Here is a 26379-nt window from a genome sequence, read left to right on the forward strand (position 1 = left end):
CCCATATCGGGGGAATACCCACAAGAAAGGCCCGCCATGGTCGCAGATGATTTCGCCCGCCTGATCTACCTGATGCTGCTTGTCGCGGCGCTGTTGTTCTGGTTCATCAGCCAGCGACGCGCCAGCCTGGGCAAAGCGATGCAGATGGCGATGGCCTGGGTTTTCATCTTTGTCGGCGTGATCGCGATGGTGGGCCTGTGGGACGACATTCGCGGCACGGTGGCGGGCACGCCACGCATCTCGGTCAGCGACAACCGGGTCGAGATCCCGCGCAGCCCGGACGGCCATTACTATGCAACCCTTATCGTCGAGGACAAACCGCTGCGCTTTCTGGTCGATACCGGCGCCAGCCAGGTGGTGCTGAGCCATGCGGATGCCGAACGGCTGGGCATCGACACATCCGCACTCAACTATTTCGGCCGTGCCTATACCGCCAATGGCGAGGTGCGCACCGCGCCGGTGAAACTGGGCCAGGTGCAGCTGGGCGGATTCACCGATCAGGGCGTCACCGCCTGGGTCAACGAGGGCGACATGGCCGAATCGCTACTGGGCATGGACTATCTGCAACGGTTCAGCAGTATCCAGATCGCGGGTGGGACACTGGTTCTGAGCCGCTGAAACGCTGTGGGACGGTCTTAATCGTTGACCGCGCGGGGCCAGATGGCGCCAAATGAGTGATATCCATGAAGGGAGGCCACCCATGTCCAACCAGCAATGGCAACTGAGCGGGTCGATGCCCGAACGCTACGAGGAATTTCTTGTTCCCGTCATTTTCACCCCCTGGGCGCAAGAGCTGCTGTCGCGCGCGGCGTTGTCCGAGGGCGCGGAACTGCTCGATCTGGCCTGTGGCACCGGCATCGTTGCCCGTATGGCGGCAACACGGGGGGTGCGGGTTTGCGGGGCGGACCTCAATCCGGGAATGCTGGCGCAGGCCGAAACACAGTCCGCCGGGCAAAACATCACCTATCGCCAGGCCGATGCCGCCGGCCTGCCCTTTGACGCGGGGCGGTTCGATGCGGTGATCTGTCAGCAGGGGCTTCAGTTCTTTCCCGACAAGCCGGGCGCGGTGGCCGAGTGTTTCAGGGTCCTGCGCCCCGGCGGCAAGGCGGTATTCTGCATGGCGCGCGGGCTTGAGGAAAACCCGCTGATGCGGGCACAGGTCAGGGCATTCACCGATCATTTGGACGCAGACGAGGCAAACGCGATCCGCGCGGTTTGCGGATTTGCCGACCCGGAGGAAACAGGTGCCTTGTTTGCGGATGCCGGGTTCGACCCGGTCTCGGTCCAGGCGGTCACGCTCGAGCTGAATGCCGGGGACGCGGGCGCCTTTGTCAACGGGCTGATGGCCGCGACTCCCGCCAGCGAGCGGATCGCCGCCCTGTCACCAGAGGCGCGCGCAGCATTGCATTCCGATATCCTCGCCGGGTTCGGCTCTTGCCACGACGGCAAGGGCCTGCGCTTTCCGCATGTGTCCAACGTGGTGGTGGCGACAAAACCCGCATGATACCGGCGCAGGTGTCGCGGGCGGACCATCCCGCGCCGCAACCGGTGCTGCAACCTGAGGCCGGACCGGCAAGGATCGCGCGCAATGACCCGCCGGAGACAAACCACCATGGCTGAAACCTCGCTGATCTTTCCGGCCCAGGAATACCGACGCCGTATCGGCGCCTTGCAGGCAGAAATGGACCGGAGCGGCCATGACGCGCTGATCCTGACCTCGCCTGCGGATGTGTTCTATGTCACCGGATTTCTGACCCGGTTCTGGGAAAGCCCGGCGCGACCGTGGTTCCTGTTGATCCCCCGCGCGGGCGATCCGGTGGCGGTGATCCCGGCCATCGGCGCCGATCTGATGGGCCGCACCTGGATCACCGACATTCGCACCTGGGACGCGCCCGACCCTGTCGATGACGGGGTCAGTCTGCTGGCCGAGTTGCTGGCCGCCCTGGTGCCCGCAAACGGCGCCATCGGTCTGCCGATGGGGCTGGAAACCCATCTGCGGATGCCGCTGGGCGACTATCTGCGTCTGGCCGACCGGTTGGCGCCGCGCCGCATGACGGACGCCACCGCCGTGGTGCAGCGCGTGCGCGAGATCAAGTCCGAAGCCGAGATCGACAAGATCCGCGCGATCTGTTCCATCGCCTCGGACACGTTCGACAACGTGCACGACTTTGCGCGCGGCGGCGAGCCGCTGGACCGGGTGTTCCGCGCCTTTCAGGCGATGCTTCTGGACCAGGGCGCCGACTGGGTCAGCTATGTGGCCGGTGGTGCCGGTCCGGGTGGTTATGGCGACGTGATCTCTCCCGCCGATGCCCGCCCGCTGGCATCCGGCGATATCCTGATGCTGGATACCGGTGCGGTGAAGGACGGCTATTTCTGCGACTTCGACCGCAACTATGCCATTGGCGCTGCCCCGGATGACGCCCGGCGCGCCCATGCCGCCCTCCATGCCGCGACCGAGGACGCACTGGCGCAGCTGCGCCCCGGCATGCTGGCCCGCGACGCTCACCGCATCCTGACCGAGGGCCTGCGCAAACGCGGCGCGCAGCCGGGCGGCGGTCGGCTGGGCCATGGGCTGGGCCTGACGCTGACGGAATGGCCCTCGTTCACGCCCAAGGACACGACCGAGCTGCGCGCCGGCATGGTGCTTACGCTGGAACCGGGCGCCGAGATTGCACCGGGCCGCATCCTGGTGCACGAGGAAAACATAGTCTTGCGCGACAGCGGGCCCGAATTGCTCAGCCGCCGCGCCCCCGCCGACCTGCCGGAGCTGCCCGCATGAGCCATTTTCCCTATCAATTGACCACCCCGATTGGCAGCGCCGCCACGCTGGGCTTGATCGTGTTGCAGGCCGACGAGACGGTCGAGCAGGATTTCCAGCGCCTTTTCGCCGCCCCCGATCAGGCGCTTTATGTCACCCGCATCCCCTCGGGTGCGGATGTGACGCCCGAGACCCTGCGCCAGATGGAGCGTGACCTGCCGCACGCGGCCAGCCTGCTGCCGCCCTCGGTGGCGTTCTCGACCGTGGGCTATGCCTGCACCTCGGGCGCCACGATGATCGGGCCGGACCGGGTGGCCGAGCTGATCCGGGGCGCCTGCGACACACAGGCCAGCACCGATCCGCTGACCGCAGCGCGCGCGGCGCTGCGTGCGCTGGGCATCACCCGTCTGGGCATCGTGTCACCCTATGTGGCCTCGGTGGCCGAACCGGTGCGGCACGCCTTGGGCGCGGCCGGGGTCGAGACGCCCGAAACCCTCAGCTTCGGCGAGTCGAGCGAGGCGCGTGTGGCGCGGATCGACCCGGCCTCGATCCGGGCGGCGGCGCTGGAACTGGGGCGGCGCGGCGGTCTGGACGGGCTGTTCCTGAGCTGCACCAACCTGCGCACGCTGGATGTGATCGCCGAGATCGAGGTAGAGCTGGGCATTCCGGTGGTCAGTTCCAACCTGGCGCTGGCCTGGCACATGGCGACGCAGGCCGGGCTGACCCTGCCGCACGCGCCCGGCCGGCTGATGCGGCAGCTGGCAGGCTGAGGCCCCGCCTCAGGCCCGGTCGAACGCCGCCAGCATCGCCGCGCGCAGCCGCGCCACATCGACATCGACCGGCGCGGCGGGGTCGCAGACAAAGGGCTCCAGCACCTCAACCCGGATCACCCCGCCCCTGGGCAGGAAACGACCGCGCGGCAACAACCGGTCCGAGGCGTGGATGACGATGGGCCGGATGCTGCGGCCGCTGTCGCGCGCCGCCAGAACCGCGCCCGCCTTGAACGGGCCAAGCGACTCGCCGCGCGCGCGGGTGCCCTCGGGGAACAGCACCACCGAGCGGCGGGCGGGCATTTCGCGCACCGCCGCGCCCAGCGTCTCCATCGCCAGGCTGCCGTTCTTGCGGTCGATCTCGACCAGACCGGCGCCGGAGAAACCGGTGCGCAGCAGCGGGTGGCGGCAGAGTTCCTTCTTGGCGGCAAAGGTGAACCATTTCGCATCCGGCACCGCGTCCATCAGCGCGAACCCGTCCAGATGGCTGCGATGGTTGATCACGATGATGCTGTCGCGATCCTGTGCCAGCGCGGCGCGCTCGGCCTCGGTGATCTCGACCCGGATGCCCAGCAACCACAACAGCCGCGAACAGGCGCGCTTGACCAGCCGCCAATACCAGCCGCGAAACCCGCGCCGCCGGGCGCAAAGCAGCGGCACGAAAGCGATGAACAGGAAATAGAACGGCCCCAGCAGGACCAGCACCACACGCTTGATCAGGCGGACCGGCGCGGAGGCGGTCGCCGCGTTGCGGGAAACGGAGGTATCGGTCATCTGGCCCTGCCATCGGTTCAGGCCCCGGCGGGGCGATTGGGCCATGACAACAGATTGCTTGCGCATCGGCGGGCCAGTGTCACAACCTGCACTGGGCGCCTTGGACCGCGACAGGCGCGACCCTGCCCCTATCGGCCAGATACCCGCAGATATCAATGAAAAACAGACCATGCGCCCCGGCAGGCTCAGCCACCCGCCTCGGCCTTCTTCTCCCACCGGCCCGATTCCTCGGACCAGTATTGCGCCGCGCAGCCCGCTGATGTCAGCGCCCGCCACTGGCCGCGCGCGGCCTCGACCGCCTGCGGATCGGTGCCGTCGAACAGGATACAGACCCGCTCCAGCGCGGCGACCTCCTCTGCGGTGACCGAGGCGCCATCCACGCTCATCACGCAGCGCGCGCCATTGGGTGCATCCGCGCCGGTGGTCAGCAGCACCGGCTGGTCGGCGTCATGGGCGCCCCCCGCCAACCCATGCGGCAGGAACCCGTCATCGGGCCCCAGCCACAGCTTTTCGTCCAGCCAGCCCAGCCGCCCCGGATCGGTCCCCCGTACCGCCACCCGCCAGCCCGCGCCCAGTGCCTTGGTCAGCAGCACCGGCAGCGTCGCCTCGAGCGGGTTGCGGGTCAGGTGATAGAAATAGGCGGCCCCCATCGGATCACTCGGCCAGCCGGTCCACCAGACGGTTCAGCGCCAGCACGCCCCAGCCGGTGGCACCCTTGGGCGCCATGTCGGTCTCGGCGGTGACCGAGGCGACCCCGGCGATGTCGAGATGGATCCAGGGCGTGCCCTCCTGCACGAAGCGGGCCAGGAACTGCGCCGCGGTGATCGAGCCCGCCGGGCGCCCGCCCACGTTCTTCATGTCGGCGATGCGCGATTTCAACATGTCGTCATAGGCCTGACCAAGCGGCATCCGCCAGGCGCCCTCGCCCTCTTCGCCCGCCGATTTCAGGAAGGCGTTGCACAGCGTGTCGTCGTTCGAGAAGACGCCGGCATTCTCGTGGCCCAGCCCGATGATGATCGCGCCGGTCAGGGTGGCAAGGTCGATCATGCCGGCGGGCTTGAACCGCTCCTGCGCGTACCACATCACGTCGCACAGAACGAGCCGCCCCTCGGCATCGGTGTTGATGATCTCGACCGTGTCGCCTTTCATGGATTTCACCACGTCGCCCGGCCGGGTGGCCCGGCCCGAGGGCATGTTCTCGACCAGGCCCACCAGGCCCACGACATTGGCCTTGGCCTTGCGCAGCGCCAGCGCCCGCATGGTGCCCGCGACCACACCAGCGCCGCCCATGTCCATGGTCATGTCTTCCATCCCGGCGGCGGGTTTCAGCGAGATGCCACCGGTGTCGAACACCACGCCCTTGCCCACCAGCGCCAGCGGGGCGGCATCCTTGTCGCCGCCCTTCCAGTGCATCACCACCACCTTCGACGGGCTGTCCGAGCCCTGCCCGACGCTGAGCAGCGTGCGCATGCCCAGTTTGGCCAACTCGTCCTCCTCCAGCACCTCGACCTCGAGCCCCAGCGCCTCCATCTCCTTGAGGCGGTTGGCGAATTCCGTGGTGGTCAGCACGTTGGCCGGTTCGTTGACCAGATCGCGGGTCATGTGCACACCCTCGGCCAGGCCCGCCAGCGGCGCATAGGCGGTGGCGACCTCCTCGGCCTTGTTGTGGGCGATGGTGACCGAGGCATCAGCAACCTCGGCAGCCTCATCCTCGGGTTTGGATTTATGAGCGGTGAAATCATAGGCGCGCAGGGCGATGCCCAGCGCCAGCTGCTCGGCCCGGACCTGACCGCCCGCCATCAGCAACAGCGGCTTGCCGCCCGACAGCTTGGCCAGTGCCGCGCCACCCTTGCGGGCGGTCAGCGCATCGGCGCGGCGCGGCAGCACCAGCACATCCAACGCCTCGGCGGCCATGCCCGCAGGCCAGGCCAGCGACACCACCTGCCCCGGTTTCACCTTGGCGAACCGGTCGCTTTCGACCAGCCGCGCCAGCGCGCCGCGCGTCAGCCGGTTGGCCCGGCGAGCGCCCGGATCAAGCTTGCCCTCGGGCGGCACGATCACCGCAACGCGTCCGGTCGCGGTGGCCATCGCGTCCAGGTCGGGCATCTCGAAACGGATCGGGGTGGGGCTGGTCATTCGGTCTCTCCTCAACATCTGTCCGCCTAGAGGTAGCCTGCCCACCGCATCTTGGCCAGATAGCAGTTTTCCCCGCCGATCAATTGCATTAAGGTCCGGCCCATTCGACGGACCGTTCCGGGGGGATCGCAGTGCCACCATACGGCAGAGTGCCGCTGTTGCCGCTTTGCGCGCGCCCTGGCGCGATACAGGCGATTCCCGCCGCAGGGTCCGGTTCCGGGCGGGGCATCGCATGATTCTGGACCGCTACTTCGCCCGCCGTTTCATCCAGAGCTTTCTGGTGATCGGGCTGGTGTTTCTGGGGCTTGTCCTGCTGATCGACCTGATCGAACAACTTCGCCGCTTCGAGGGTTTCGAGGTAAGCATGGGGCAGTTGATCGGTCTGACCCTGCTGAACGCCCCCGCCGCGATCAGCGAGATCCTGCCGCTGTTGATGATCCTGTCGACCATCGTGCTGTTTGTCGGACTGGCCCGCAGCTCCGAACTGGTGGTGACCCGCGCCATCGGGCGCTCGGGGATCCGGGCGCTGGTCGGGCCGGTGCTGGTGGCGATGGTGATCGGAGTGCTGGCGGTGACCACGCTGAACCCCATCGTGGCCGCGACCGCCGTGCGGTATCAGAGCCTTGCCGATACCTATCGCAATGGCGGCCCCTCGGTGCTGTCGCTCAGCGAAGAGGGGCTGTGGCTGCGTCAGGGCGACAGCAGCGGCCAGTCGGTGATCCATGCCACGGGCTTTGGCGGTGACGGTGTGACGCTCTTTGACGTGACCATCCTCAGCTTTGGCCCCGAGGGCAGCGCCCAGCGGCGCACCATCGCCGAAAGCGCGCAGTTGCAGGAAGGCAAATGGCTGCTGAACAAGGCCAAGGTCTGGCCCCTGAAGGTGGGACAGAACCCCGAGGCAAACTCCGTCTATCACGACCGGATCGAGATCCCGACTTCGCTGACCCAGGAGCGTATCCGCGACAGTCTGGGCCGGCGCGAGACGGTGTCGATCTATGACCTGCCCCAGACCATCGAACAGCTGCAACAGGCGGGCTTTTCGACCAAGCGGCACAAGGTCTGGTTGCAGGTCGAGCTGGCCCGACCGCTTTTTCTGGTGTCGATGGTGCTGGTGGGCGCTGCCTTTACCATGCGCCATACGCGGTTCGGCGGCACCGGGCTGGCGGTTCTGTCGGCGGTGTTGCTGGGCTTTACCCTCTATTTCACCCGCAACTTCGCGCAGATCCTGGGCGAGAACGGGCAGATCCCCGTGGCGCTGGCCGCCTGGGCGCCGCCGGTGGCGGCGATCCTGCTGACCTTTGGCCTCTTGCTGCATGCGGAGGACGGCTGATGCGGGCGCTGCTTTCCACCCTTTTGTCCGGCGTCGCCTGCCTGCATCTGGCGGGCGCCGCCACCGCCCAGACATTGCCCCCTGTACCCGCGGAACAGACCGAGGTGCAGCCCGCGATCCTGGTGGCCGACAGCGTCTTCATCACACCCGAGCGTCAGCTGATCGCCGAGGGCAACGTCGAGGCGTTCCAGGGCGATATCCGCCTGCAGGCCCAAAAGATCACCTTTGACAGACAGTCGGGACAGCTCAGCATCGAGGGACCGATCCGCATCGACCAAGGCGGTCGGGCGACGGTGCTTGCGGATGCCGCCCAGTTGGACAAGACCCTGCAAGACGGCCTGTTGACCGGCGCGCGCATGGTATTCGATCAACAGCTGCAACTGGCCGCGCTGCAAATGGCGCGCGTGGGCGGGCGCTATACCCAGCTTTACAAGACCTCGGTCACCTCGTGCCATGTCTGCGAGAACGGCAAGCCCCCGCTCTGGCAGATCCGGGCACAGAAAGTGGTCCACGACCAACTGGAACAACAGCTCTATTTCGAGGGCGCGCAATTCCGGGTGCTGGATGTACCGGTGTTCTATTTTCCGGCCATGCGCCTGCCCGATCCGAACCTGAAACGCGCGACCGGGTTTCTGATCCCTTCGATCCGAACCACCTCGCAGCTGGGTACCGGGATCAAGGTACCGTATTTCTTTCGCCTGGGCGACCATCGCGACCTCACGGTTTCTCCCTATATCTCGTCCAAGACGAAGACGCTCGACCTGCGCTACCGTCAGGCCTTTACTCGTGGCCGGATCGAGATCGAGGGCGCCTATACCCGTGACGACCTGATCCCGGGCGAGGATCGCGGCTATGTCTTTGCCACCGGCCAATTCGACCTGCGCGACGACTACAAGCTGAACCTCGACTTCCGAACCGTCTCGGACAATGGCTATCTGGCCGATTACGGTCTGCCGGAATATGACCGGCTGCGCAGCGAGATCTCGATCGAACGGTTCCGCCGCGACAGTGCGTTCCGGATAGGGCTGATCCATTACGAGACCCTGCGCGACAGCGAGATCGAGGACGAGATCCCTAGCGAGATCTTCGACATCAACGCCGAACGACGCTATTTCCCGACCGCCCTCGGCGGCGAGGTGCGGCTGGCCTTTGACGGCCACGCGCATCAGCGCAAGTCCTCGGCGGATGTGATCGGTCGCGACATCGCCCGCGCCACGCTGGACGCGGAATGGCTGCGCAGCTGGACCTTTACCAACGGGCTGCGCGCCGATTGGAAGATGGGCGTCGCGGTCGACGACTATCGGGTCTGGGACGACAGCAACTATGCCAGCGGCACCCTGCGCAGCGCCCCGCGCGCCGCTCTGACCCTGCGCTATCCGATGGTCTATCGCGGCACTACCGGCACCCACTATCTGGAGCCCATCGCGCAACTGGGCTGGAGCGACGTGTCCGGCCCACCGCTGCCGAATGACGAAAGCAAGTTTGTCGAGTTCGACCAGGGCAACCTGCTGGCGCTCTCTCGGTTTCCCGCCAACGACCAGCGCGAAGAAGGCAAGCGCGCGGTGTTCGGCCTGAACTGGGCCCGGTTCTCTCCCTCGGGCTGGCAGGCTTTTGCCACCGTCGGACAGGTGTTCCGCAGCACCTCGGACCCGCGCTTTTCCAAATCCTCGGGCCTGGGCGGCACCGCCTCGGACCTGCTGCTGGCCGGCCAGATCACCCTGCCCCAAGGCCTGGGCCTGACCGCGCGCGGGTTGCTGGATGGCTCGCTCAACTTTTCCAAGGTCGAGGTGCGCGGCAGCTGGACCGATGACCGAACCAGCGTCAGCGGCAGCTATCTGTGGCTGGGCCGCGATCTGGCCGAGAACCGGGCGCTGGCGGTGTCGGAATTCTGGTTCGACGGCAGTTACAAGGTGAACCCCTTTTGGACGGCCTCGGCCAATATCCGCTACGATATCGAGGATTCCCGCGCCACCCGTGCCGGCATCGGTTTTGCCTATCAAAACGAATGTGTCACGGTTAACATTTCGGTCAATCGCCGCTACACCTCTTCGACAAGTGTTGAGCCGTCGACCGATTTCGGATTTACCATCGCCCTCAGCGGCTTTGCCGTGGAGAGCGCAAACAAAGAATACAGGCGATCATGCAGCAAAACCTGACCACCCTGTCCCGCTCCCTGGCCCGCATGCTGGGCGCCGCCACGCTGGCCCTGACGCTGGTTGCGGGACCCGCATCGGCGCAAAGCCTGTTCAGCCCGGCCATCCGTGTCAATCAGGGCATCATCACCCATTTCGAGTTGGAACAGCGCATCCGCCTGATGGAGGTGCTGCGCATCCCCGGCGACCCGCATAAAGACGCACGCCGAACGCTCATCGAAGAAGAGCTCAAGATGCAGGCCGTCGAAGAAGCCGGAATCGAAGTCGCACCCGAGGATGTGCAACTAGGCATCGACGATTTTGCCGCCCGCGCGCGCCTGTCTACGGACGAGTTCCTGGCAGCGCTGGCGAACGAGGGGGTCTCGGCCGAAACAGTGCGCGATTTCGTCAGCAAGCAGATGGCCTGGCGCGACTATGTCAGCGCCAGATTTCTGGCGCGCGCGCGCCCCACTCCGGACGAGATCGATCGGGCGCTGGGCCTGGGCGGCGGTGGCGGCTTGCAGGTACTCTTGTCCGAAATCATCATTCCGATCACCCCCCAGACCGTGGATCAGGTCGACGAGGTGGCCCAGCAGATCGCCGCGCTGACCAGCTACGAGGCCTTCTCAAGCGCCGCGGCCCAGGTCTCGGCGGCCGAGACGCGCGGCAATGGTGGCCGCATGCCCTGGATCCCGCTTGCTCAGTTGCCTCCGGCGCTGCAGCCCGTGATCCTGGAACTGGAGCCCGGCGAGATCTCGGACCCGATCACCCTGCCCAACGCGGTGGCGCTGTTCCAGATGCGCGGCCTGCGCGAGGCAGCGGTGGGCACGCCGCGCTATGCCGCGATCGACTATGCCGCCTATCGCATGGCGGGGGGCCGCAGCCCCGAGACGCTGAAGGCCGCGGCAGAGCTTCGCCAGCGCGTCGATACCTGCGACGACCTCTATGGCGTGGCCAAGGGCCAGCCGGTCGAGGTGCTGGACCGGATCAGCGCCAAGCCCGCGGAAATCCCGCAGGATATCGCGCTGGAACTGGCCAAGCTTGATCCCGGTGAAACCTCGGTCGCCCTGACCCGCAACAACGGTCAGACCCTCCTGTTCCTGATGATGTGCAACCGGACCCGCGATCTGGGCGGCGACGCCTCGCGCGAGGATGTGGCCAACGCCCTGACACAACAACGCCTGCAAACCCTGGCAGAAAGCCATCTGGAGCAACTGCGCGCAGACGCCGTCATCACCGAGGAATAGCGCCATGCGCCCGATCGCGCTCAGCTGCGGCGAACCGGCAGGGATCGGCCCGGAAATCGCCGCCGCCGCATGGGCAGAGTTGCGCGACCGCTGTCCCTTTGCCTGGATCGGCGACCCGTCGCATCTGCCCGCCGAGACACCGGTGGCCCTGCTTGACGACCCGGCACAGGCGGTAGCGGCCTCCGCCCATGCCCTGCCGGTGCTGCCGCTGCCCTTTGCCGCCCCGAGCCAGCCCGGCCGCCCCGATCCGCGCAACGCCACCGGTGTGATCGAAGCCATCGAACGCGCCGTGGCGCTTGTGCAATCGGGCGCCTGCTCGGCGCTCTGCACCGCCCCCATCCACAAGAAGGCGCTGATCGACGGCGCAGCCTTTGCCCATCCCGGTCATACCGAATTCCTCGCCGCGCTCGCGGGGTGTGACCGGGTGGTGATGATGCTGGCCAGCGATCAACTGCGCGTGGTGCCCGCCACCATCCATATCGCCCTGTCCGAGGTGCCCCGCGCCCTGACCCCGGCGCTGCTGCGCGAAACGATCGAGATCACCGCCGCCGGGTTGCGTGAGCGGTTCGCCATCGCCCATCCCCGGATCGCTGTGGCCGGACTGAACCCGCACGCGGGCGAAGGCGGTGCCATGGGGCGCGAGGAAATCGACTGGATCGCCCCGCTGCTGCAAGAGATCACGGGCGATTTCACGCTCACCGGCCCGCATCCCGCCGACACCCTGTTCCACGCCGCCGCCCGCGCCCGCTATGACGCGGCCGTGTGCATGTATCACGACCAGGCGCTGATCCCGATCAAGACGCTCGATTTCGACCGAGGCGTGAACGTAACGCTGGGCCTGCCCTTCGTCCGCACCTCGCCCGATCACGGCACCGCCTTCGACATCGCCGGTAAAGGCATCGCCAACCCGACCAGCCTGATCGCAGCGCTGAAACTGGCCCAGCGCATGGCCACAAGCGGCTAGCTTCTTCATTCCGCGCCAAATACTCCCGCCGGAGGCGGAAAACATCTGGCACTCCCCCCTGGCTGCGACTAAACCCGACACATCATGAGCGCCATCGACACCCTGCCCCCGCTGCGCGAGGTCATCGCCAGCCACCAACTCTCGGCCCGCAAGTCGCTGGGCCAGAACTTCCTGCTCGACCTCAACCTGACCGCCAAGATCGCGCGGCAGGCGGGGACTCTGTCCGAATGCGACGTGCTGGAGATCGGACCCGGTCCGGGCGGGCTGACCCGTGGCCTGCTGGCCGAGGGCGCACGTCGGGTGCTGGCCATCGAAAAGGACCCGCGCTGCCTGCCCGCGCTGGCCGAAATCGCTGCCGCCTATCCGGGCCGGCTCGAGGTGATCAATGGCGACGCGCTCGAGATCGACCCGCTGGCGCATTTGCGCCCACCGATCCGCATCGCCGCCAACCTTCCCTACAATGTGGGCACCGAGCTTCTGGTGCGCTGGCTGACCCCGCGCGACTGGCCGCCCTTCTGGCAAAGCCTGACACTGATGTTCCAGCGTGAGGTGGCCGAGCGGATCGTCGCGAAACCGGGGACCAAGGCCTATGGCAGGCTGGCGCTGCTGGCACAGTGGCGGGCCGAGGCGCGCATCGTGATGTCATTGCCGCCCGAGGCCTTCACCCCGCCCCCCAAGATCTCCAGCGCCGTGGTCCATCTGACTGCCCTGCCCGAACCGCGCTTTCCTGCCGATGCTGCGATCCTCAGTCGCGTGGTCGCCGCCGCCTTCAACCAGCGCCGAAAGATGCTGCGCGCGGCGCTCAAGGGACAGGCACCCGACATAGAGGATCGTCTGATCAGCGCCGGGATCAAACCCACCGAGCGCGCCGAACAGGTCCCGCTCGAAGCCTTCTGCGCGCTGGCGCGGGAATTGGAACGCTGAAACACGCGGCACAGAATTTCGCAGAAATTCTGTGTCAGAAAATGGGACATTTTCTGAGCGTTTTCCTTGCAGGAAGACGACCGTCATGGCCTTTATGCGCATCGCGACAAAAAACGCCGCCTCCGGTCGAGAGACGACGTTTCAAAGTTTCGGCGAACAGGCCCCGGTTCCTATTCGGCGGCCTCGGCGGGGCCACCCGGCTGTGGATCGGGCGCATCGCCCTCGCCTGCAGCGGGTTTGCGGGTACGCGGGCGGCGCGGTGCTTTCTTCTTGGGTTGATCCGCGCCCTCATCGGACGCGGCCGCGGCCTCTTCCGACCGAGGGGCGCGGCGCTTGCGACCTTCGCCCTTGCTTTCCGGGGTTTCGACCAGGCCGCTGACATCATCAGGGCCTTCGTCTGACCCAAGGTCGAATACATCGGGCTGCGGAGCACTGGACGGATCGGCCACCGCCACGGCGGGCGCATTGTCGCGCTCCTGACGTTCGGCGCGCTCACGGTCGCGTTCCGCCTGCCGTTCGCGGTTCTGGCGTTCCTGCTCTTCGCGGCGGGCGTCGATCTCGCGCTGTGCCTCGCTCAGCAGACGCAGGTAATGCTCGGCATGCTGCTGAAAGTTCTCGGCAGCCACCCGGTCATTGGCCAGCTGCGCATCACGCGCCAGCTGATTGTATTTCTCGATGATCTGCTGCGGGGTGCCACGCACCTTGCCCTCGGGGCCCGAGCTGTCGAATACGCGATTGACGACATTGCCGCCAGAGGGCCGGTTGCGGTTGTTCTTCGACCGCGAACGGGATTTGGACGATCTCATATGTTTAACGTCAGCCTTGTTGGTCTTTGCCGATGAACCCGTTCGACGCCGCTTGCGGTTGGTGTTGCCGGACATCGACTTTTTGGGCTTGCTGTCGGGGATGCGCCAAGAGGGGCATCAAGTGCCGCGACGCCCTTGAGTAAGCACGTCCCGGCCCGGCAGACAAGGGGTTATGAGTAAAAATATCGGGAATTTGAGGCAAACTGGCACATTTACGCCGCATCCCTGCGGATCATCGTGGCAGATGCGCGGCCACCACCCGGTCACGCCCATCCAGATCCGGAATCACCCTCAGCCCCGAAAGGCCCGCAGCCTGAAAGAGGTCCGAGACCGCCCGGGCCTGGGTCGGGCCGATCTCGACCAGCAGCCGGCCGCCGGGCAACAGGTAATCGGGCGCACCAGCGGCGATATGGCGATAGGCGCCCAACCCGTCTCCACCATCGGTCAACGCCAGTTCCGGCTCGTGCTCGCGCACTTCGGGGGCCAGCGTGTCCATCTCTCTCAGCGCGATATAGGGCGGATTGGACACGATCAGGTCGAACCGGCCCTCGACCGCCTCGAACCAGTCCGACCGGCGGATATCGGCGCGCGCGCCAACCCGGTGCAGCACCGCATTGGCGCTGGCCTGCAAACAGGCCGCCTCGCTCAGATCGACGCCCAGACCGGTGGCGCTGGGCCTTTCGGCCAGAAGCGTGACCAGGATCGCGCCCGATCCGACGCCCAGATCCAGCACATGATCGAATGGCGCGCTTAACGCCGCCTCGATCAGGGTCTCGGTTTCAGGGCGAGGATCCAGCACCTCGCCCGAGACCTTGAAGCGGCGGCCATAGAAATCACGCTCGCCCACCAGATGCGAGACCGGCACGCGTATCGCGCGCAGCGAGATCAGCTGGTCATAGCGCTCGGCGATTTCGGGGGCGAGATCCTCGGGCGCGATCAAGGTCACCCGGCTGGCCTCGATCCGGGCGGCATGGGCCAGCAGCAGCCGCGCGTCGCGGGCCGGATCGGGCACGCCCGCGGCGCGCAGGCGCGCGGTGGCGGCAACCATGGCCTGGGCGGCGGTATGACCGCTCATTGCCCCATCTCGGCCAGCATGCGCGCCTGCCCGTCGGCGATCAGCGCGTCGATCACCTCGTCCAGATCGCCCTGCATCACCGCGTCAAGCTTGTAGAGCGTCAGGTTGATCCGATGATCGGTCATGCGGCCCTGGGGGAAATTGTAGGTGCGGATGCGTTCCGACCGGTCCCCCGTCCCCACCTGCGCCGACCGGCTGGCCGAGCGTTCGCTGTCCAGCCGCTGGCGTTCCAGATCGTAAAGCCGGGTCTTGAGCACCTGCATGGCGATCTCGCGGTTGCGGTGCTGCGATTTCTCGGAACTGGTGACCACGATGCCGCTGGGCAGATGGGTGATGCGGACGGCGGAATCGGTTGTATTCACGTGCTGCCCGCCCGCGCCCGAGGAGCGCATCGTGTCGATGCGGATATCGCCCGAGTCGATCTGGATATCCACATCCTGCGCCTCGGGCAACACGGCCACGGTGGCAGCCGAGGTATGGATGCGCCCGCCGCTCTCGGTCTCGGGCACCCTTTGCACCCGGTGCACGCCACTCTCGTATTTCAGCCGGGCAAAGACATTCTCGCCGCTGACCCGCGCCACCACTTCCTTGATGCCGCCCAACTCGGTCTCTTGCAGTTCGATCAGCTCCAGCTTCCAGCCGCGCGCCTCGGCATAGCGTTGGTACATGCGCAGCAGGTCGCCCGCGAACAAAGCCGCCTCGTCACCGCCTGTTCCGGGCCGGATTTCCAGCATCGCGGGCCGCGCGTCGGCCTCGTCCTTGGGCAACAGCGCCAGTTGCAGCGCGCGTTCGGCCTCGGGCAGGCGCGCTTTCAGAACCGGCAACTCTTCCTCGGCCAGCGCCTTCATGTCGGGGTCCGACAGCATCTCTTGGGCGCCGGCCATATCGGCGCAGAGCTGTCGCCAGGCGGCGATCTGTTCGACCACCGGGCGCAGGTCGGAATATTCCTTGGCCAGACGCGCGATATCGCCGCCCGAGGCGCCATCGGCCATGGCCGCCTCCAGATACTGGAAGCGCTGGGTGATCTGGTCGAGGCGTTCTTCTGGGATCATTGCGGCGGTGTCCGATATCCAGGGGCTTTGGTCAAGGGGCTGGGCTGTGCTAGCTTAGGGGCATGACACGGATTCTCGCCCTGATCCTGCTCATCGCGCCCCCGGCGATGGCCGATGTCGTCGGCCCCGGCGGCAAGACCATCGACTGTTATTGCACCGACAGCTCCGGCGCTCGGATCGAGCTGGGTGAGACCATCTGCCTGATGGTTGACGGGCGCATGTTCATGGCGCAATGCCAGATGTCGCTGAACGTGCCGATGTGGCGCGAGGTGCAACCCGGCTGCCTGTCTTCGCGCCTGTTACCGCAAAGCCGCCAGCCATTGCTCAACACGCGTGCGGTTTACCCCAAGATCTGAGCGTCCGAACCGGTTGCGCGCATGGATCAGCAACAGGTCGCCCTGTTGCTGGGCGGTGGTGTAATCGGGAAAGCCAAAGAATCGGGTGCGGGTGACATAGGTCACCATCCCCTCGGCCACCGAACCGGCCAGCACACGCGTGCGCTGGGCCATGCGCGCGATGGTGTCGAACCGGGCCAGACCGTCCGCCCCCGTTTCGACCCGGCGCAGGACACCGCCCCGCATGTCGCGGTCCGCAGTGACCTGCGGCGCGCGATGCCAGCGCGCCGGGTCCGAAGGGGCCAGCCGGATCCAGGCCAGACCCAGCACCACCAGCGCGATCAGGAACCAGATCAGCATCCGCACCGCTCAGCGCGCCCGCACGCCGGGCAGCACGCAGAGCAGTTCATAAAGCAGGTTGGCCGCCGTCAGCGCGGTATTGCCCGACGGGTCATAGGGTGGCGAGACCTCGACCAGATCGCAGCCGACGATCTTCAGGCCCCTGAGTGCCTGGATCAGTTCCAGCGCCTGCGGCGTGGTCAGCCCGCCAATCTCGGGCGTGCCGGTCCCCGGCGCATAGGCGGGGTCCAGACTGTCGATATCATAGGTGACATAGACCGGCCGGTCGCCGATATCGCGGCGGATCTCGGCGCCCAGATTGGCAAGCGATTTGTGCCACAACTCCCACGCCGGGAAGTGCTGGAACCCCCAGCCCTGCGCCTCGGTGAAATCCGTGGCGGCATATCCCGAGCCGCGAATGCCGATCTGATAAGTCTTGTCGGGCTGGATCAGTCCTTCCTCATAAGCGCGGCGGAACACGGTGCCGTGGGTTTCCCGCTCGCCAAACATCTCGTCATTCACATCCGCATGGGCATCCACATGCACCAGCGCCACCGGGCCATGTCTTGCCGCAATCGCCCGCAGGATCGGCAGGGTGATCGAGTGATCTCCGCCCATCGCCACCGGGAACACGTCATGGGTCAGGATCGCGTCATAGCTCTCCTTGATGATGCGCAAACTGTCGGCCAGCGAAAACGTGTTGATCGCCAGATCGCCGATATCGGCAATCTGTAAGCTGTCAAAGGGCGCCGCCCCGGTCGCCATGTTATAGGGCCGGATCATCGCGCTTTCCGCACGGATCTGTTTCGGCCCGAACCGCGTGCCCGAACGCCACGAGGTGCCGATATCCATCGGTATTCCCAGAATGGCCACGTCCAGCCCATCCAGCGCCTGCGCCTGCGGCAGCCGCATGAAGGTGTTCGGCCCCGAGAACCGGGCCAGATCGTTGCCACCGATGGGCTGGTTGAATTCGCTCATGCGCGCCCTCCTGCTCTCCAGGTGCAAGCTTTCCCAGATTTCCGCACAACTGACAATTGCAGAAACAGGCGCAGGCCCCGCCCCCTATCCAAGGTCAAGAGCAATCGCGCGATGGATCTCGGCCCCGCGATTTGCCGCGCTATAGACCGGGAACGGCACCCGCTGCGACAGGTCCAGATCACGCCGCAGCCAGTCGTGATCCTCCAGCTGTTTCAGCGACACCGACAGCGCCCGGTCGGTGATCGGGGACAGGTCGGACCGGATCGCCGAAAACCGCCTGGGCTGTCCGGTCAGCGCCAGAATCGGTACCGTCCAGCTGCGCCGCAACAAGGCGCCCTCATCCGCGCCGGGCACGGTGCCGAGCAGCCGGGCCGCCAGCGCGGCGGCCTCCTGCCCGGATACGGTCAGCCGAAACTCGGGCCGCAGCGGGTGGCCATGACCGGGGTTGCGCTCCAGCAGCCCAAGCTGCAACAGATGCGCCAGGCTTGCGGCAAAGGCGGTGCGCCCCGCGCCGGTCGCCGCCAGCAGCAGCGCCTGCCGCCCCGGCACGCCCTGATGCAGGTTCGCGAGGATGGGCAGCGACCAGGCCCGCGCGGTCAGCTTGACAAGCAGGTTTATGTCCATAAAGTATAGTTACTATATTTCACGCAAAGGATAAACCCCATGCCCCTCGTCACTTTGGACAGCACAATCACTCTGGCCCTCTCGGTCCGGGACCGCCACGCCAGCGCCGAATGGTATCGCGAGACATTGGGATTCGAGCTGATCCACCACATCGACGAGGCCGGTTGGAGCGAGATGCACACCCTGACCCCGGGCGTCACCCTGGGCCTGGGCGAACAGGCGGAACCGGCACCGGGCAACACGGTGCCGGTCTTCGGCGTTGCCGATATCGCCAGGGCCCGCACCGCGATGGAGGCGGCGGGCATCCGCTTTGACGGCCCGACCGAGACGATCGAGGGCATGGTGAGCACCGCCACCTTCTATGACCCGGACGGCAACGCGCTGATGCTGGCACAGGACCTGACTGAGAGCGCCTGACCCGCCCCCGCAAACAGGTCGCAGGGGCGGACAGACCGTGTTTCAGCCCGCGGCCGCCCCACAGAGCTTGGTCCACCCCAGCAGGCAGATGATCTGGGTGGCCACATGCGCCCCCGCAATGGCTGTGGCCCCGGTGGTGTCAAAGGGCGGGCTGACCTCGACCACGTCGCCGCCCTTGATGTTGATCCCACCCAGGTCGCGCAACATGATCGCCGCCTGGAGCGAGGTCAGCCCGCCCCAGACCGGGGTGCCTGTGCCGGGCGCAAAAGCCGGGTCCAGCGCATCGATGTCGAATGTCAGATAGACCGGATTGTCGCCCACGATCTGTCTGACCTTTTTCGCCACCGCCGCCGGGCCGCTCTCCTCGACCTCGCGCGGGTCGATGATGTTGACGCCCAACGTGTCCTCGTTGGTGGTGCGGATCCCGATCTGGACCGAGCGCGCGGGATCCACCAACCCCATCTTGACCGCCTTGTAGAACATGGTGCCGTGGTCGACGCGGTCCATGTTGTCATCGGGCCAGGTGTCTGTGTGGGCATCGAACTGCACCAACGACATCGGCCCGTATTTCTCGGCATAGGCCTTGAGGATCGGGAAGCTGATATAGTGATCGCCCCCCAGCACGACCGAGGGCACATCCGCCGCCAGAATGGTGCGGATATGCTCGGTCAAGAGGCCCGGAAAGCTTGGCACATCGGCATAATCAAAGGCCAGGTCGCCATAATCCACGATGGCCAGATCGCTCAACGCCTTGAACGGCCAGCCATAGGGTTCGTCCATGGATTGCAGCGTGCTGGCCTCGCGGATGGCCCGCGGGCCAAGGCGCGTTCCGGGCCGGTTGGTCACCGCCTGGTCGAACGGCACGCCGGTCACCGCGACATCGACGCCGCGCAGGTCCTTGGTATACAGCCGCCGCAGAAAGGACACCGCCCCCCCGAACGTATTTTCAAAGGACAACCCTTTGAGTTCCGGTACGGTGAACGCCTCGTCCACCGCTGATTTCGCATCTTCTAGAGCCACTTCTGCTTGCTCCTCCTTGGGTTCCCGGCGGGTTGGCGACGCGCGTGAACGTCAAGCCACCGGCTGTGCCTTCTCCACGATCCGTGCAAAGAAGGACGCCCCCACCGGCGCGATCTCGTCGTTGAAATTGTATTTCGGATGGTGCAGCCCGGCGCTGTCGCCCTGACCGATGAACAGATAGGCGCCGGGGCGTTTTTCCAGCATATAGCTGAAATCCTCGGCCCCCATCTCGCGCCCGCCATCGGCCACCACCTTGGCCGCGCCCGATACCTCGCGCGCCACCTCGGCGGCAAACTCGGTCTTGGCGGCGTCGTTGACGGTGGCGGGATAGCCCACCACATAGTCAAGCTCTGCGGTCACCCCGTAAGAGGCCGCCTGCCCCGCCACGATCTCCTTCATCCGGCGCATCACCATTTTCTGCACCGCCGGGTCAAAGGTGCGCACGGTGCCGTTCAGATAGGCGGTATCGGGGATCACGTTGTTGACGGTGCCCGCATGGATCTGGGTGACCGAAACCACCAGGTCGTCCAGCGCATAGTGGTTGCGGCTGACGATGGTCTGGATCGCCTGTGCGATACCGCAGGCCGCCATCACCGGGTCGATGGTCTCATGCGGCATGGCGCCATGGCCACCCCGCCCCTGGATATGGATCTCGAACGTATCCACCGCCGCCATCAGCGGTCCCGGCGTGGTATAGAACGACCCTTCGGCATGACCCGGCGCATTGTGCAGCGCATAGACCTGGGCAATGTCGAACCGGTCGAGGATACCCTCGCGAACCATGATATCGGCGCCACCGCCCTCTTCCTCGGCGGGCTGGAAGATCAGCGCCACCCGACCGCTGAAGTTCCGCGTCTCGGCCAGATAGCGCGCCGCGCCCAGCAGCATGGTCGTATGCCCGTCATGGCCACAGGCATGCATCTTGCCCGGATGGGTCGAGGCATAGTCGGCCCCGGTCTCCTCAGAGATCGGCAGCGCGTCCATGTCTGCCCGCAACCCGATGGTCGGCCCATCGCCCTGCCCGTTGATGATCGCCACGATGCCGGTGCTGGCGATACCCTCGTGCATCTCGTCGACACCGAATTCGCGCAACCGCTCGGCCACGAAGGCCGCCGTCTGATGGCAGTCGAATTCCAGTTCGGGGATGGTGTGCAGATGCTGGCGCCAGGCAGTCATGTCGGCGGCGAATTCGGCGATACGGTTGATGACGGGCATGGGGGTGGACTCCGGGGCCTTGCTGCGGGATGGATGCATCTGACACTGGAACGAGGAGCGCCGCAATGCCCGATGACACGCTGATCCACGACCAATCGGCCGGAATCGAGCGCCTGCTGGAGATCATGCGCCGCCTGCGCGATCCCGAAACCGGCTGTCCCTGGGATATCGAACAGGACTTCGCCACCATCGCCCCCTACACGATCGAAGAGGCCTATGAAGTCGCCGACGCCATCGAGCGCGGCGCCTGGGACGAGTTGAAGGGCGAGTTGGGCGATCTTCTGTTCCAGTCGGTGTTTCACGCCCAGATGGCGGCCGAGGCCGGGCATTTCACCTTTCAGGACGTGGTGCGCACCATGTCCGACAAGATGGTCACCCGCCACCCGCATGTGTTCGGAGACCAGACCCGCGACAAGTCCGCCGAACAACAGACCCGCGACTGGGAGACGATCAAGGCCACTGAGCGGGCAGAGAAGGCGCAGCAAGGCGCGCTCGACGGCGTGGCACTCGGCCTGCCCGCCCTGCTGCGCGCCTTCAAGCTGCAAAAACGCGCCGCCCGTGTGGGATTCGACTGGGGCGATGTGGGTCCGGTGCTCGACAAGATCGCCGAAGAGACCCGCGAACTGGTCGAGGCGCGCGACAGTCTCGATGCGGATGCCATCGAGGACGAGTTCGGCGACCTCCTGTTTGTCCTCGTCAACCTCGGCCGTCACCTCGGCGTCGAGCCAGAGGCCGCCTTGCGCCGCACCAATGCCAAGTTCACCCGCCGTTTCGCCCAGATCGAGGCACGGCTGGCGACACGGGGCAAGACCCCCGAGGACAGCACGCTGGACGAGATGGACGTGCTCTGGAACCAGGTCAAGACCGAGGAAAAAGCCCGCCCCTGACCCTTCATTCCGCCGCAAATACTCCGGGGGAGCGCCGCCAGGCGCGGGGGCAGCGCCCCCTGCCTGCCTCTGGACAGATACCCCCGCACCTGTCACCACTGACCCCGACATGACCGGAGACGCCCATGCCCCCCCGCAAGATAATCATTGACACCGACCCCGGCCAGGACGACGCGGTTGCCATCCTGCTGGCGCTGGCCAGCCCCGACGAGATCGAGGTGCTGGGCATCACCGCCGTGGCGGGCAACGTGCCGCTGCCGCTGACCGCGAAAAACGCCCGCATCGTCTGCGAACTGGCCGGTCGGCCCGATGTGCCCGTCTATGCCGGGTGCGACGCGCCCATCGCGCGCAAGCTGGTCACCGCCGAGCATGTACATGGCAAGACCGGGCTCGACGGCCCCGACCTGCCTGAGCCAACCATGCCGCTGCAAGACGCCCATGCGGTCGATTTCATCATCGACACCCTGCGCGCCCATGCACCGGGCACGGTGACGCTCTGCCCGCTGGGTCCGCTCACCAATATCGCCACTGCCTTCACCCGTGCCCCCGACATCGTCACCCGCGTGCAGGAAATCGTGCTGATGGGCGGCGCCTATTTCGAGGTGGGCAACATCACCCCCGCGGCCGAATTCAACATCTATGTCGACCCCGAAGCGGCTGATATCGTGTTCAAATCCGGTGCACCCATAGTGGTGATGCCGCTTGATGTCACCCACAAGGCGCTGGTCACCAAGGCGCGCAACGACGCCTTCCGCGCGCTGGGCACCCCCGCCGGCATCGCGGTCGCCCAGATGACCGATTTCTTCGAGCGCTTCGACAAGGAGAAATACGGGTCCGAGGGCGCGCCGCTGCACGACCCTTGCGTCACCGCCTATCTGCTCAACCCCGATCTTTTCAGCGGTCGCCACGTCAATGTCACGGTCGAGACCACCTCGGAGCTGACCCTCGGCATGACCGTCGCCGACTGGTGGCGGGTCACCGACCGCGCGCCCAACGCGCTTTTCATTGGCGACATAGACGCTGACGGCTTCTTCACGCTGCTGACCGACCGTCTGGCGCGCCTATGAGCGCCGCCCTGCACCTCGCCCGTCTCGAGGATCTCGACCGGCTGGCCGCCATGGTCGGCGCCTTTCACGCCGAACAGGGCCTGCAAGGGTCTGAGGAGGCCCGCCGCGACGCCCTGCAGCCGCTGCTCGACGGCATCCCGCATGGCTGTGTCTACCTGATCGGCCCCGCCCGCGCGCCGCTGGGCTATGTCATCGTCACCTTCGGCTGGTCGGTCGAATTCGGCGGGCTCGACGGGTTCATCGAAGAGATTTGGCTGCGCCCGGCCGTGCGCGGCCGCGGTATCGCCAGCGAAGTGCTCGGCCAGCTGCCCAAGGCGCTGGCCGCCGCCGGAATGAGGGCCCTGCATCTCGAAGTCGACCGCCGAAACGAAGCTGCCCAGCGGCTCTTCGCCCGTGCCCGTTTCGCCCCCCGCCCGGACGACATGCTGATGAGCAAGCGCCTCTGACCGCGCAGCCCCGGCGCCGGCGTGGCCGAGACACGCACCGATACGCCGACAATCAGCGTTTCCGGTTTGCCGCGACCTGTTCTGCAAGGTCAAGGAAATCCCGCGCCACCAGATCCCAATCACTTTCCGGGCGCAGATCCCGCACCTGTCCCGGCCCATGCTCGCGCGGGCGTGGCACGAAACCGGTCCGCAGCCCCACCCGCCGCGCCGCAGCCAGATCGTCGTTATGCGCGGCCACCATCATCACAGCCTCCGGCGGCAGGCGCAGCGCCGCGCAGGCGGCCAGGTAGACCTCCGGCTGCGGCTTGTATCCTCGCGCGATATCCGCCCCCAGAATGCAATCCCACGGCAGGCCAGCGTGGCGTGCCAGCCGGGTCATCAGGGCAATCGACCCGTTCGAGCACGGCGCGATGATCACCTCTCTCTTGAGCCGCTCCAGCCCGGCCACCACATCGGGCCAGGGGTCAAGCCGCTCCCAGGCCGCATTCAGGCGCAACCGGTCCGGAACCTCGACCGCAAAGGCATGTGCCACCCGGTCCAGATTCTCCAGATGCAGATCGTCCAGCGCAACATAGCCCCGCGCGCCATCGCGCACCCGCGCCATCGCCGGGTCGTATTCGGCGCGCCAGGCTGTCGCAAAGGCCTCCGCGTCGATATCCGGAAGGTCCGCCGCGACCGCGCGCGCCACCGATCCGCGCCAGTCCACGCAGGTTCCGAACACGTCGAAAATCAGAGCGTCTACCATACCGCTTCCATCACCTGCCACATTTCATGCTAGCATCGGCGCATAGCACATGGAGGATTTCAATGCCCAAAGCCTATATCGTCGCCCATATTCGCGTCCACGATCCCGAAACATTCGAGCGTTTCAAATCCATGTCGGGCCCTGCGATCAAGGATTTCGGCGGCCGGGTTCTTGTTCGCAACCCGAACATCGACCACCGCGAGGGCGCGGCCACAGGAACCTGCATCATCGTCGAATTCGACAGCCTCGAACAGGCCCGTGCCTTCTACGAGTCCGAGGCCTACACAGCTGCGCGTCTGGTCCGTGAAGAGGCGGCCGAGACCGATCTGGTCATCGTGGAAGGGGTATAGATCGTCAAACCCTGCCGGCCGTCCCGGCAACAGCTCTTCTTTCTGGTTGGAAATACTCCGGGGGTGAGGCCCGCGCGGGCCGAGGGGGCAGCGCCCCCTTTGGACACGCCTCACAGGCGCATTTCGAAAAAGCGCAGGAAGTCGCGGGCGATCTCGGGCGGATCGTAATAAGGACCTCGCCGGGCGAACCCCATCGCGTCATACAGCCTCTGCGCCGCCTCCAGCGGCGCACCCGTATCCATCCGTATCAGCAAGAACCCCTGCTCCCGGCAGGCCTGGACCAGCGCGTTCATCAACGCCAGCCCCGCACCCTGCCCGCGCGCCGCGTCGGTCAGATAGACCCGCTTGATCTCGGCAATGCCGGGTTCCAGCGTGTGAAACATGCCGCAGCCCACAGGCTCGCCCCGCGCCAGCACCAGCCGTATCCCGCCCGACGGAGCCTCGTGCTCCTCCTCCAGACGGTCCATCACCGCAGCATATTTTTCCACAGGATAGAAGGTTTCGGCGATCACCTTGCTCTGCGATGACACCGCGAGCAGAAAATCGCGGTATTGCCAGCATAGCTGTCGGACCGCGTCAAACTGCTCGGTCGTTTGTGGTGTCACGATCTCGATCACGGTCCCCTCCGGAGCTCCGAAGGGAACCATATCACCGAAACCCTCAACCGCGAAGGATCGAACGGCCGGCGTATTCGGCGACCTCGCCCAGCGCTTCCTCGATACGGATCAGCTGGTTGTACTTGGCCAGCCGGTCCGAACGCGCCAGCGAGCCGGTCTTGATCTGACCGCAATTGGTCGCGACGGCCAGATCGGCGATGGTGGCATCCTCGGTTTCCCCCGACCGATGGCTCATCACGTTGGTGTAGCGTGCGCGGTGCGCCATATCGACGGCCCGCAGCGTCTCGGTCAATGATCCGATCTGGTTCACCTTCACCAGCATCGAGTTGGCGCAGCCCTTGGCGATCCCCTCGGCCAGACGCGCCGGATTGGTCACGAAGAGGTCGTCGCCCACCAGCTGCACCTTGCCGCCCAGACGGTCGGTCAGCGCCTTCCAGCCTGCCCAGTCATCCTCGGCCATGCCATCCTCGATCGAGATGATCGGATAGTCGGCGACCAGGGCCGCCAGATAGTCGACATTCTCTTCGCTCGAGAGGGTTTTCCCTTCGCCAGCAAAGACATAATTGCCATCCTTGAAGTATTCGGTGGCCGCGCAGTCCAGCGCGAGGTGAATATCGTCACCCGGCTTGTAGCCTGCTTTCTCGATGGCCTTCAGGATAAAATCCAGCGCGTCCCGAGTGCTCGACAGGTTCGGCGCAAACCCGCCCTCGTCGCCCACACCGGTCGCCAGACCCGCCGCCGACAGCTCTTTCTTCAGCGTGTGGAACACCTCGGCGCCCATGCGTACGGCGTCGCGGATGTTTTCCGCCGCCACCGGCATGATCATGAATTCCTGGATGTCGATCGGGTTGTCGGCATGTTCGCCGCCATTGATGATATTCATCATCGGCACCGGCAGCACCCGGGCCGAAGTGCCCCCTACATAGCGATAGAGCGGCTGGGTGGTGAAATCCGCCGCCGCCTTGGCCACGGCCAGCGACACGCCCAGGATGGCGTTGGCGCCCAACCGTCCCTTGTTCTCGGTCCCGTCCAGTTCGATCATCGCGGCGTCGATGGCAACCTGCTCGGTCGCGTCAAACCCCACCAGTTCCTCGGCGATTTCGCCATTGACGGCGGCCACCGCCTCCAGCACGCCCTTGCCCAGGTAACGGCTCTTGTCGCCATCGCGGCGTTCCACCGCCTCATAGGCGCCGGTCGACGCGCCCGAGGGCACCGCGGCGCGGCCCATGGTGCCGTCTTCCAGAACCACGTCGACCTCGACGGTCGGATTACCCCGGCTGTCCAGAATCTCGCGCGCGTGAATGTCGATGATGGTGCTCATGAAATCGGTCCCCGACTCTGCAATTGGATTGCCGCTCTCATAGCAGCCGA

Annotated in this window: 29 protein-coding genes; 15 read left to right on the forward strand and 14 right to left on the reverse strand. The window is 66.1% G+C overall.

Annotated elements, in window-relative coordinates:
* Positions 1 to 36 precede the first annotated feature (36 nt).
* The 4 genes from AC2FLM_RS17905 to AC2FLM_RS17920 all read left to right on the forward strand — a co-directional run bounded on the left by AC2FLM_RS17905 (position 37) and on the right by AC2FLM_RS17920 (position 3528).
* Positions 37 to 618, forward strand: coding sequence for a retropepsin-like aspartic protease family protein (locus tag AC2FLM_RS17905; protein ID WP_234183753.1), 582 nt, complete (start codon positions 37 to 39; stop codon positions 616 to 618).
* Positions 619 to 700: 82 nt separating this feature from the next.
* Entirely contained in the window at positions 701 to 1504 is an 804-nt protein-coding gene (locus AC2FLM_RS17910) for a class I SAM-dependent methyltransferase (protein ID WP_496859352.1), read from the forward strand.
* Positions 1505 to 1612: 108 nt separating this feature from the next.
* Positions 1613 to 2779, forward strand: coding sequence for a M24 family metallopeptidase (locus AC2FLM_RS17915; RefSeq protein ID WP_496859398.1), 1167 nt, complete (start codon positions 1613 to 1615; stop codon positions 2777 to 2779).
* Positions 2776 to 3528 carry a maleate cis-trans isomerase family protein gene (locus AC2FLM_RS17920; RefSeq protein WP_496859353.1) on the forward strand — a complete coding sequence of 251 codons (753 nt, stop codon included), beginning with the start codon at positions 2776 to 2778 and terminating at the stop codon, positions 3526 to 3528. The genes AC2FLM_RS17915 and AC2FLM_RS17920 overlap by 4 nt, the downstream gene beginning before the upstream one ends.
* A 9-nt stretch (positions 3529 to 3537) precedes the next feature.
* Here the strand turns inward: AC2FLM_RS17920 and AC2FLM_RS17925 are convergent, their stop codons facing one another.
* From AC2FLM_RS17925 to AC2FLM_RS17935, 3 genes are all read right to left on the reverse strand, one after another.
* Positions 3538 to 4302 (reverse strand): lysophospholipid acyltransferase family protein, encoded by a 765-nt coding sequence (locus AC2FLM_RS17925; RefSeq protein ID WP_496859354.1) that lies wholly within the window; start codon positions 4300 to 4302, stop codon positions 3538 to 3540.
* 185 nt (positions 4303 to 4487) lie between these two features.
* Positions 4488 to 4952, reverse strand: coding sequence for a DNA polymerase III subunit chi (locus AC2FLM_RS17930; RefSeq protein WP_234145012.1), 465 nt, complete (start codon positions 4950 to 4952; stop codon positions 4488 to 4490).
* Between the two features lie 4 nt (positions 4953 to 4956).
* On the reverse strand, positions 4957 to 6438 hold the full coding sequence (locus AC2FLM_RS17935; RefSeq protein ID WP_496859355.1) for a leucyl aminopeptidase: 1482 nt from the start codon (positions 6436 to 6438) through the stop codon (positions 4957 to 4959).
* Between the two features lie 232 nt (positions 6439 to 6670).
* On the opposite strand from AC2FLM_RS17935, the gene lptG reads away from it, so the two are divergent.
* From lptG to rsmA, 5 genes are all read left to right on the forward strand, one after another.
* On the forward strand, positions 6671 to 7768 hold the full coding sequence (gene lptG, locus AC2FLM_RS17940) for an LPS export ABC transporter permease LptG (RefSeq protein WP_496859356.1): 1098 nt from the start codon (positions 6671 to 6673) through the stop codon (positions 7766 to 7768).
* On the forward strand, positions 7768 to 9924 hold the full coding sequence (locus AC2FLM_RS17945) for an LPS-assembly protein LptD (RefSeq protein ID WP_496859357.1): 2157 nt from the start codon (positions 7768 to 7770) through the stop codon (positions 9922 to 9924). Before lptG ends, AC2FLM_RS17945 begins: the two co-directional genes overlap by 1 nt.
* Positions 9909 to 11147, forward strand: a complete 1239-nt coding sequence (locus AC2FLM_RS17950; protein WP_496859358.1) for a peptidylprolyl isomerase — start codon at positions 9909 to 9911, stop codon at positions 11145 to 11147. Before AC2FLM_RS17945 ends, AC2FLM_RS17950 begins: the two co-directional genes overlap by 16 nt.
* A gap of 4 nt (positions 11148 to 11151) precedes the next feature.
* The gene (gene pdxA, locus AC2FLM_RS17955; RefSeq protein WP_496859359.1) at positions 11152 to 12111 is read left to right on the forward strand and encodes a 4-hydroxythreonine-4-phosphate dehydrogenase PdxA; all 960 of its coding nucleotides are present in this window, start codon (positions 11152 to 11154) and stop codon (positions 12109 to 12111) included.
* A gap of 84 nt (positions 12112 to 12195) precedes the next feature.
* The gene (gene rsmA / locus AC2FLM_RS17960) at positions 12196 to 13035 is read left to right on the forward strand and encodes a 16S rRNA (adenine(1518)-N(6)/adenine(1519)-N(6))-dimethyltransferase RsmA (RefSeq protein ID WP_496859360.1); all 840 of its coding nucleotides are present in this window, start codon (positions 12196 to 12198) and stop codon (positions 13033 to 13035) included.
* A 170-nt stretch (positions 13036 to 13205) separates the two neighbouring features.
* On the opposite strand, the gene AC2FLM_RS17965 is transcribed toward rsmA, so the two are convergent.
* The 3 genes from AC2FLM_RS17965 to prfA all read right to left on the reverse strand — a co-directional run bounded on the left by AC2FLM_RS17965 (position 13206) and on the right by prfA (position 15968).
* A complete protein-coding gene (locus tag AC2FLM_RS17965) occupies positions 13206 to 13841 on the reverse strand; it encodes a DUF4167 domain-containing protein (RefSeq protein WP_234221391.1) in 636 nt (211 codons plus the stop codon).
* 232 nt (positions 13842 to 14073) lie between these two features.
* Positions 14074 to 14916, reverse strand: coding sequence for a peptide chain release factor N(5)-glutamine methyltransferase (gene prmC / locus AC2FLM_RS17970; RefSeq protein WP_496859361.1), 843 nt, complete (start codon positions 14914 to 14916; stop codon positions 14074 to 14076).
* Positions 14913 to 15968 carry a peptide chain release factor 1 gene (gene prfA, locus AC2FLM_RS17975; protein WP_496859362.1) on the reverse strand — a complete coding sequence of 352 codons (1056 nt, stop codon included), beginning with the start codon at positions 15966 to 15968 and terminating at the stop codon, positions 14913 to 14915. The genes prmC and prfA overlap by 4 nt, the downstream gene beginning before the upstream one ends.
* 62 nt (positions 15969 to 16030) lie before the next feature.
* Between prfA and AC2FLM_RS17980 the strand changes: the two genes are divergently transcribed.
* Positions 16031 to 16324 carry a hypothetical protein gene (locus AC2FLM_RS17980; RefSeq protein WP_496859363.1) on the forward strand — a complete coding sequence of 98 codons (294 nt, stop codon included), beginning with the start codon at positions 16031 to 16033 and terminating at the stop codon, positions 16322 to 16324.
* Here the strand turns inward: AC2FLM_RS17980 and AC2FLM_RS17985 are convergent.
* From AC2FLM_RS17985 to AC2FLM_RS17995, 3 genes are all read right to left on the reverse strand, one after another.
* Entirely contained in the window at positions 16268 to 16663 is a 396-nt protein-coding gene (locus AC2FLM_RS17985) for a DUF1499 domain-containing protein (RefSeq protein ID WP_496859364.1), read from the reverse strand. The genes AC2FLM_RS17980 and AC2FLM_RS17985 overlap by 57 nt on opposite strands.
* A 9-nt stretch (positions 16664 to 16672) precedes the next feature.
* Positions 16673 to 17620 carry an agmatinase gene (gene speB / locus AC2FLM_RS17990; RefSeq protein WP_496859365.1) on the reverse strand — a complete coding sequence of 316 codons (948 nt, stop codon included), beginning with the start codon at positions 17618 to 17620 and terminating at the stop codon, positions 16673 to 16675.
* An 84-nt stretch (positions 17621 to 17704) separates the two neighbouring features.
* Positions 17705 to 18244: a winged helix-turn-helix transcriptional regulator gene (locus AC2FLM_RS17995; protein ID WP_496859366.1), complete on the reverse strand. Its 540-nt coding sequence runs from the start codon at positions 18242 to 18244 to the stop codon at positions 17705 to 17707.
* A 39-nt stretch (positions 18245 to 18283) separates the two neighbouring features.
* On the opposite strand from AC2FLM_RS17995, the gene AC2FLM_RS18000 reads away from it, so the two are divergent.
* Positions 18284 to 18661, forward strand: coding sequence for a VOC family protein (locus AC2FLM_RS18000; RefSeq protein WP_496859367.1), 378 nt, complete (start codon positions 18284 to 18286; stop codon positions 18659 to 18661).
* Positions 18662 to 18703: 42 nt separating this feature from the next.
* Here the strand turns inward: AC2FLM_RS18000 and speB (AC2FLM_RS18005) are convergent, their stop codons facing one another.
* A complete protein-coding gene (speB, locus tag AC2FLM_RS18005; protein ID WP_496859368.1) occupies positions 18704 to 19681 on the reverse strand; it encodes an agmatinase in 978 nt (325 codons plus the stop codon).
* Between the two features lie 51 nt (positions 19682 to 19732).
* Positions 19733 to 20896, reverse strand: a complete 1164-nt coding sequence (locus AC2FLM_RS18010) for a M20 aminoacylase family protein (RefSeq protein WP_234183781.1) — start codon at positions 20894 to 20896, stop codon at positions 19733 to 19735.
* Between the two features lie 65 nt (positions 20897 to 20961).
* On the opposite strand from AC2FLM_RS18010, the gene mazG reads away from it, so the two are divergent.
* The 3 genes from mazG (at position 20962) to AC2FLM_RS18025 (ending at position 23296) form a co-directional block, all read left to right on the forward strand.
* The gene (gene mazG / locus AC2FLM_RS18015; RefSeq protein ID WP_496859369.1) at positions 20962 to 21783 is read left to right on the forward strand and encodes a nucleoside triphosphate pyrophosphohydrolase; all 822 of its coding nucleotides are present in this window, start codon (positions 20962 to 20964) and stop codon (positions 21781 to 21783) included.
* Between the two features lie 125 nt (positions 21784 to 21908).
* Positions 21909 to 22850, forward strand: a complete 942-nt coding sequence (locus tag AC2FLM_RS18020) for a nucleoside hydrolase (RefSeq protein WP_496859370.1) — start codon at positions 21909 to 21911, stop codon at positions 22848 to 22850.
* Positions 22847 to 23296: a GNAT family N-acetyltransferase gene (locus AC2FLM_RS18025; protein ID WP_496859371.1), complete on the forward strand. Its 450-nt coding sequence runs from the start codon at positions 22847 to 22849 to the stop codon at positions 23294 to 23296. Before AC2FLM_RS18020 ends, AC2FLM_RS18025 begins: the two co-directional genes overlap by 4 nt.
* A 52-nt stretch (positions 23297 to 23348) precedes the next feature.
* On the opposite strand, the gene AC2FLM_RS18030 is transcribed toward AC2FLM_RS18025, so the two are convergent.
* A complete protein-coding gene (locus AC2FLM_RS18030) occupies positions 23349 to 24041 on the reverse strand; it encodes a haloacid dehalogenase type II (protein ID WP_496859372.1) in 693 nt (230 codons plus the stop codon).
* A gap of 62 nt (positions 24042 to 24103) precedes the next feature.
* Here AC2FLM_RS18030 and AC2FLM_RS18035 point away from each other — a divergent pair, with 62 nt between their 5' ends.
* Positions 24104 to 24391 carry a DUF1330 domain-containing protein gene (locus AC2FLM_RS18035; protein WP_496859373.1) on the forward strand — a complete coding sequence of 96 codons (288 nt, stop codon included), beginning with the start codon at positions 24104 to 24106 and terminating at the stop codon, positions 24389 to 24391.
* A 110-nt stretch (positions 24392 to 24501) separates the two neighbouring features.
* On the opposite strand, the gene AC2FLM_RS18040 is transcribed toward AC2FLM_RS18035, so the two are convergent.
* Both AC2FLM_RS18040 and eno read right to left on the reverse strand, forming a co-directional pair.
* Positions 24502 to 25008: a GNAT family N-acetyltransferase gene (locus AC2FLM_RS18040; protein ID WP_496859374.1), complete on the reverse strand. Its 507-nt coding sequence runs from the start codon at positions 25006 to 25008 to the stop codon at positions 24502 to 24504.
* A gap of 43 nt (positions 25009 to 25051) precedes the next feature.
* Entirely contained in the window at positions 25052 to 26329 is a 1278-nt protein-coding gene (gene eno, locus AC2FLM_RS18045) for a phosphopyruvate hydratase (RefSeq protein WP_234136397.1), read from the reverse strand.
* Positions 26330 to 26379: the final 50 nt, after the last annotated feature.

The sequence above is a fragment of the Ruegeria sp. SAZD011 genome (genome assembly GCF_059612545.1).

What these genes read in the sequence shown, in the direction of transcription:
- AC2FLM_RS17905 (WP_234183753.1), top strand. Translation starts at nt 37, where the DNA reads ATGGTCGCAGATGATTTCGCCCGCCTGATCTACCTGATGCTGCTTGTC.
- AC2FLM_RS17910 (WP_496859352.1), top strand. Translation starts at nt 701, where the DNA reads ATGTCCAACCAGCAATGGCAACTGAGCGGGTCGATGCCCGAACGCTAC.
- AC2FLM_RS17915 (WP_496859398.1), top strand. Translation starts at nt 1,613, where the DNA reads ATGGCTGAAACCTCGCTGATCTTTCCGGCCCAGGAATACCGACGCCGT.
- AC2FLM_RS17920 (WP_496859353.1), top strand. Translation starts at nt 2,776, where the DNA reads ATGAGCCATTTTCCCTATCAATTGACCACCCCGATTGGCAGCGCCGCC.
- AC2FLM_RS17925 (WP_496859354.1), bottom strand. Translation starts at nt 4,302, where the DNA reads ATGACCGATACCTCCGTTTCCCGCAACGCGGCGACCGCCTCCGCGCCG.
- AC2FLM_RS17930 (WP_234145012.1), bottom strand. Translation starts at nt 4,952, where the DNA reads ATGGGGGCCGCCTATTTCTATCACCTGACCCGCAACCCGCTCGAGGCG.
- AC2FLM_RS17935 (WP_496859355.1), bottom strand. Translation starts at nt 6,438, where the DNA reads ATGACCAGCCCCACCCCGATCCGTTTCGAGATGCCCGACCTGGACGCG.
- lptG (WP_496859356.1), top strand. Translation starts at nt 6,671, where the DNA reads ATGATTCTGGACCGCTACTTCGCCCGCCGTTTCATCCAGAGCTTTCTG.
- AC2FLM_RS17945 (WP_496859357.1), top strand. Translation starts at nt 7,768, where the DNA reads ATGCGGGCGCTGCTTTCCACCCTTTTGTCCGGCGTCGCCTGCCTGCAT.
- AC2FLM_RS17950 (WP_496859358.1), top strand. Translation starts at nt 9,909, where the DNA reads ATGCAGCAAAACCTGACCACCCTGTCCCGCTCCCTGGCCCGCATGCTG.
- pdxA (WP_496859359.1), top strand. Translation starts at nt 11,152, where the DNA reads ATGCGCCCGATCGCGCTCAGCTGCGGCGAACCGGCAGGGATCGGCCCG.
- rsmA (WP_496859360.1), top strand. Translation starts at nt 12,196, where the DNA reads ATGAGCGCCATCGACACCCTGCCCCCGCTGCGCGAGGTCATCGCCAGC.
- AC2FLM_RS17965 (WP_234221391.1), bottom strand. Translation starts at nt 13,841, where the DNA reads ATGAGATCGTCCAAATCCCGTTCGCGGTCGAAGAACAACCGCAACCGG.
- prmC (WP_496859361.1), bottom strand. Translation starts at nt 14,916, where the DNA reads ATGAGCGGTCATACCGCCGCCCAGGCCATGGTTGCCGCCACCGCGCGC.
- prfA (WP_496859362.1), bottom strand. Translation starts at nt 15,968, where the DNA reads ATGATCCCAGAAGAACGCCTCGACCAGATCACCCAGCGCTTCCAGTAT.
- AC2FLM_RS17980 (WP_496859363.1), top strand. Translation starts at nt 16,031, where the DNA reads ATGACACGGATTCTCGCCCTGATCCTGCTCATCGCGCCCCCGGCGATG.
- AC2FLM_RS17985 (WP_496859364.1), bottom strand. Translation starts at nt 16,663, where the DNA reads ATGCTGATCTGGTTCCTGATCGCGCTGGTGGTGCTGGGTCTGGCCTGG.
- speB (WP_496859365.1), bottom strand. Translation starts at nt 17,620, where the DNA reads ATGAGCGAATTCAACCAGCCCATCGGTGGCAACGATCTGGCCCGGTTC.
- AC2FLM_RS17995 (WP_496859366.1), bottom strand. Translation starts at nt 18,244, where the DNA reads ATGGACATAAACCTGCTTGTCAAGCTGACCGCGCGGGCCTGGTCGCTG.
- AC2FLM_RS18000 (WP_496859367.1), top strand. Translation starts at nt 18,284, where the DNA reads ATGCCCCTCGTCACTTTGGACAGCACAATCACTCTGGCCCTCTCGGTC.
- AC2FLM_RS18010 (WP_234183781.1), bottom strand. Translation starts at nt 20,896, where the DNA reads ATGCCCGTCATCAACCGTATCGCCGAATTCGCCGCCGACATGACTGCC.
- mazG (WP_496859369.1), top strand. Translation starts at nt 20,962, where the DNA reads ATGCCCGATGACACGCTGATCCACGACCAATCGGCCGGAATCGAGCGC.
- AC2FLM_RS18020 (WP_496859370.1), top strand. Translation starts at nt 21,909, where the DNA reads ATGCCCCCCCGCAAGATAATCATTGACACCGACCCCGGCCAGGACGAC.
- AC2FLM_RS18025 (WP_496859371.1), top strand. Translation starts at nt 22,847, where the DNA reads ATGAGCGCCGCCCTGCACCTCGCCCGTCTCGAGGATCTCGACCGGCTG.
- AC2FLM_RS18030 (WP_496859372.1), bottom strand. Translation starts at nt 24,041, where the DNA reads ATGGTAGACGCTCTGATTTTCGACGTGTTCGGAACCTGCGTGGACTGG.
- AC2FLM_RS18035 (WP_496859373.1), top strand. Translation starts at nt 24,104, where the DNA reads ATGCCCAAAGCCTATATCGTCGCCCATATTCGCGTCCACGATCCCGAA.
- eno (WP_234136397.1), bottom strand. Translation starts at nt 26,329, where the DNA reads ATGAGCACCATCATCGACATTCACGCGCGCGAGATTCTGGACAGCCGG.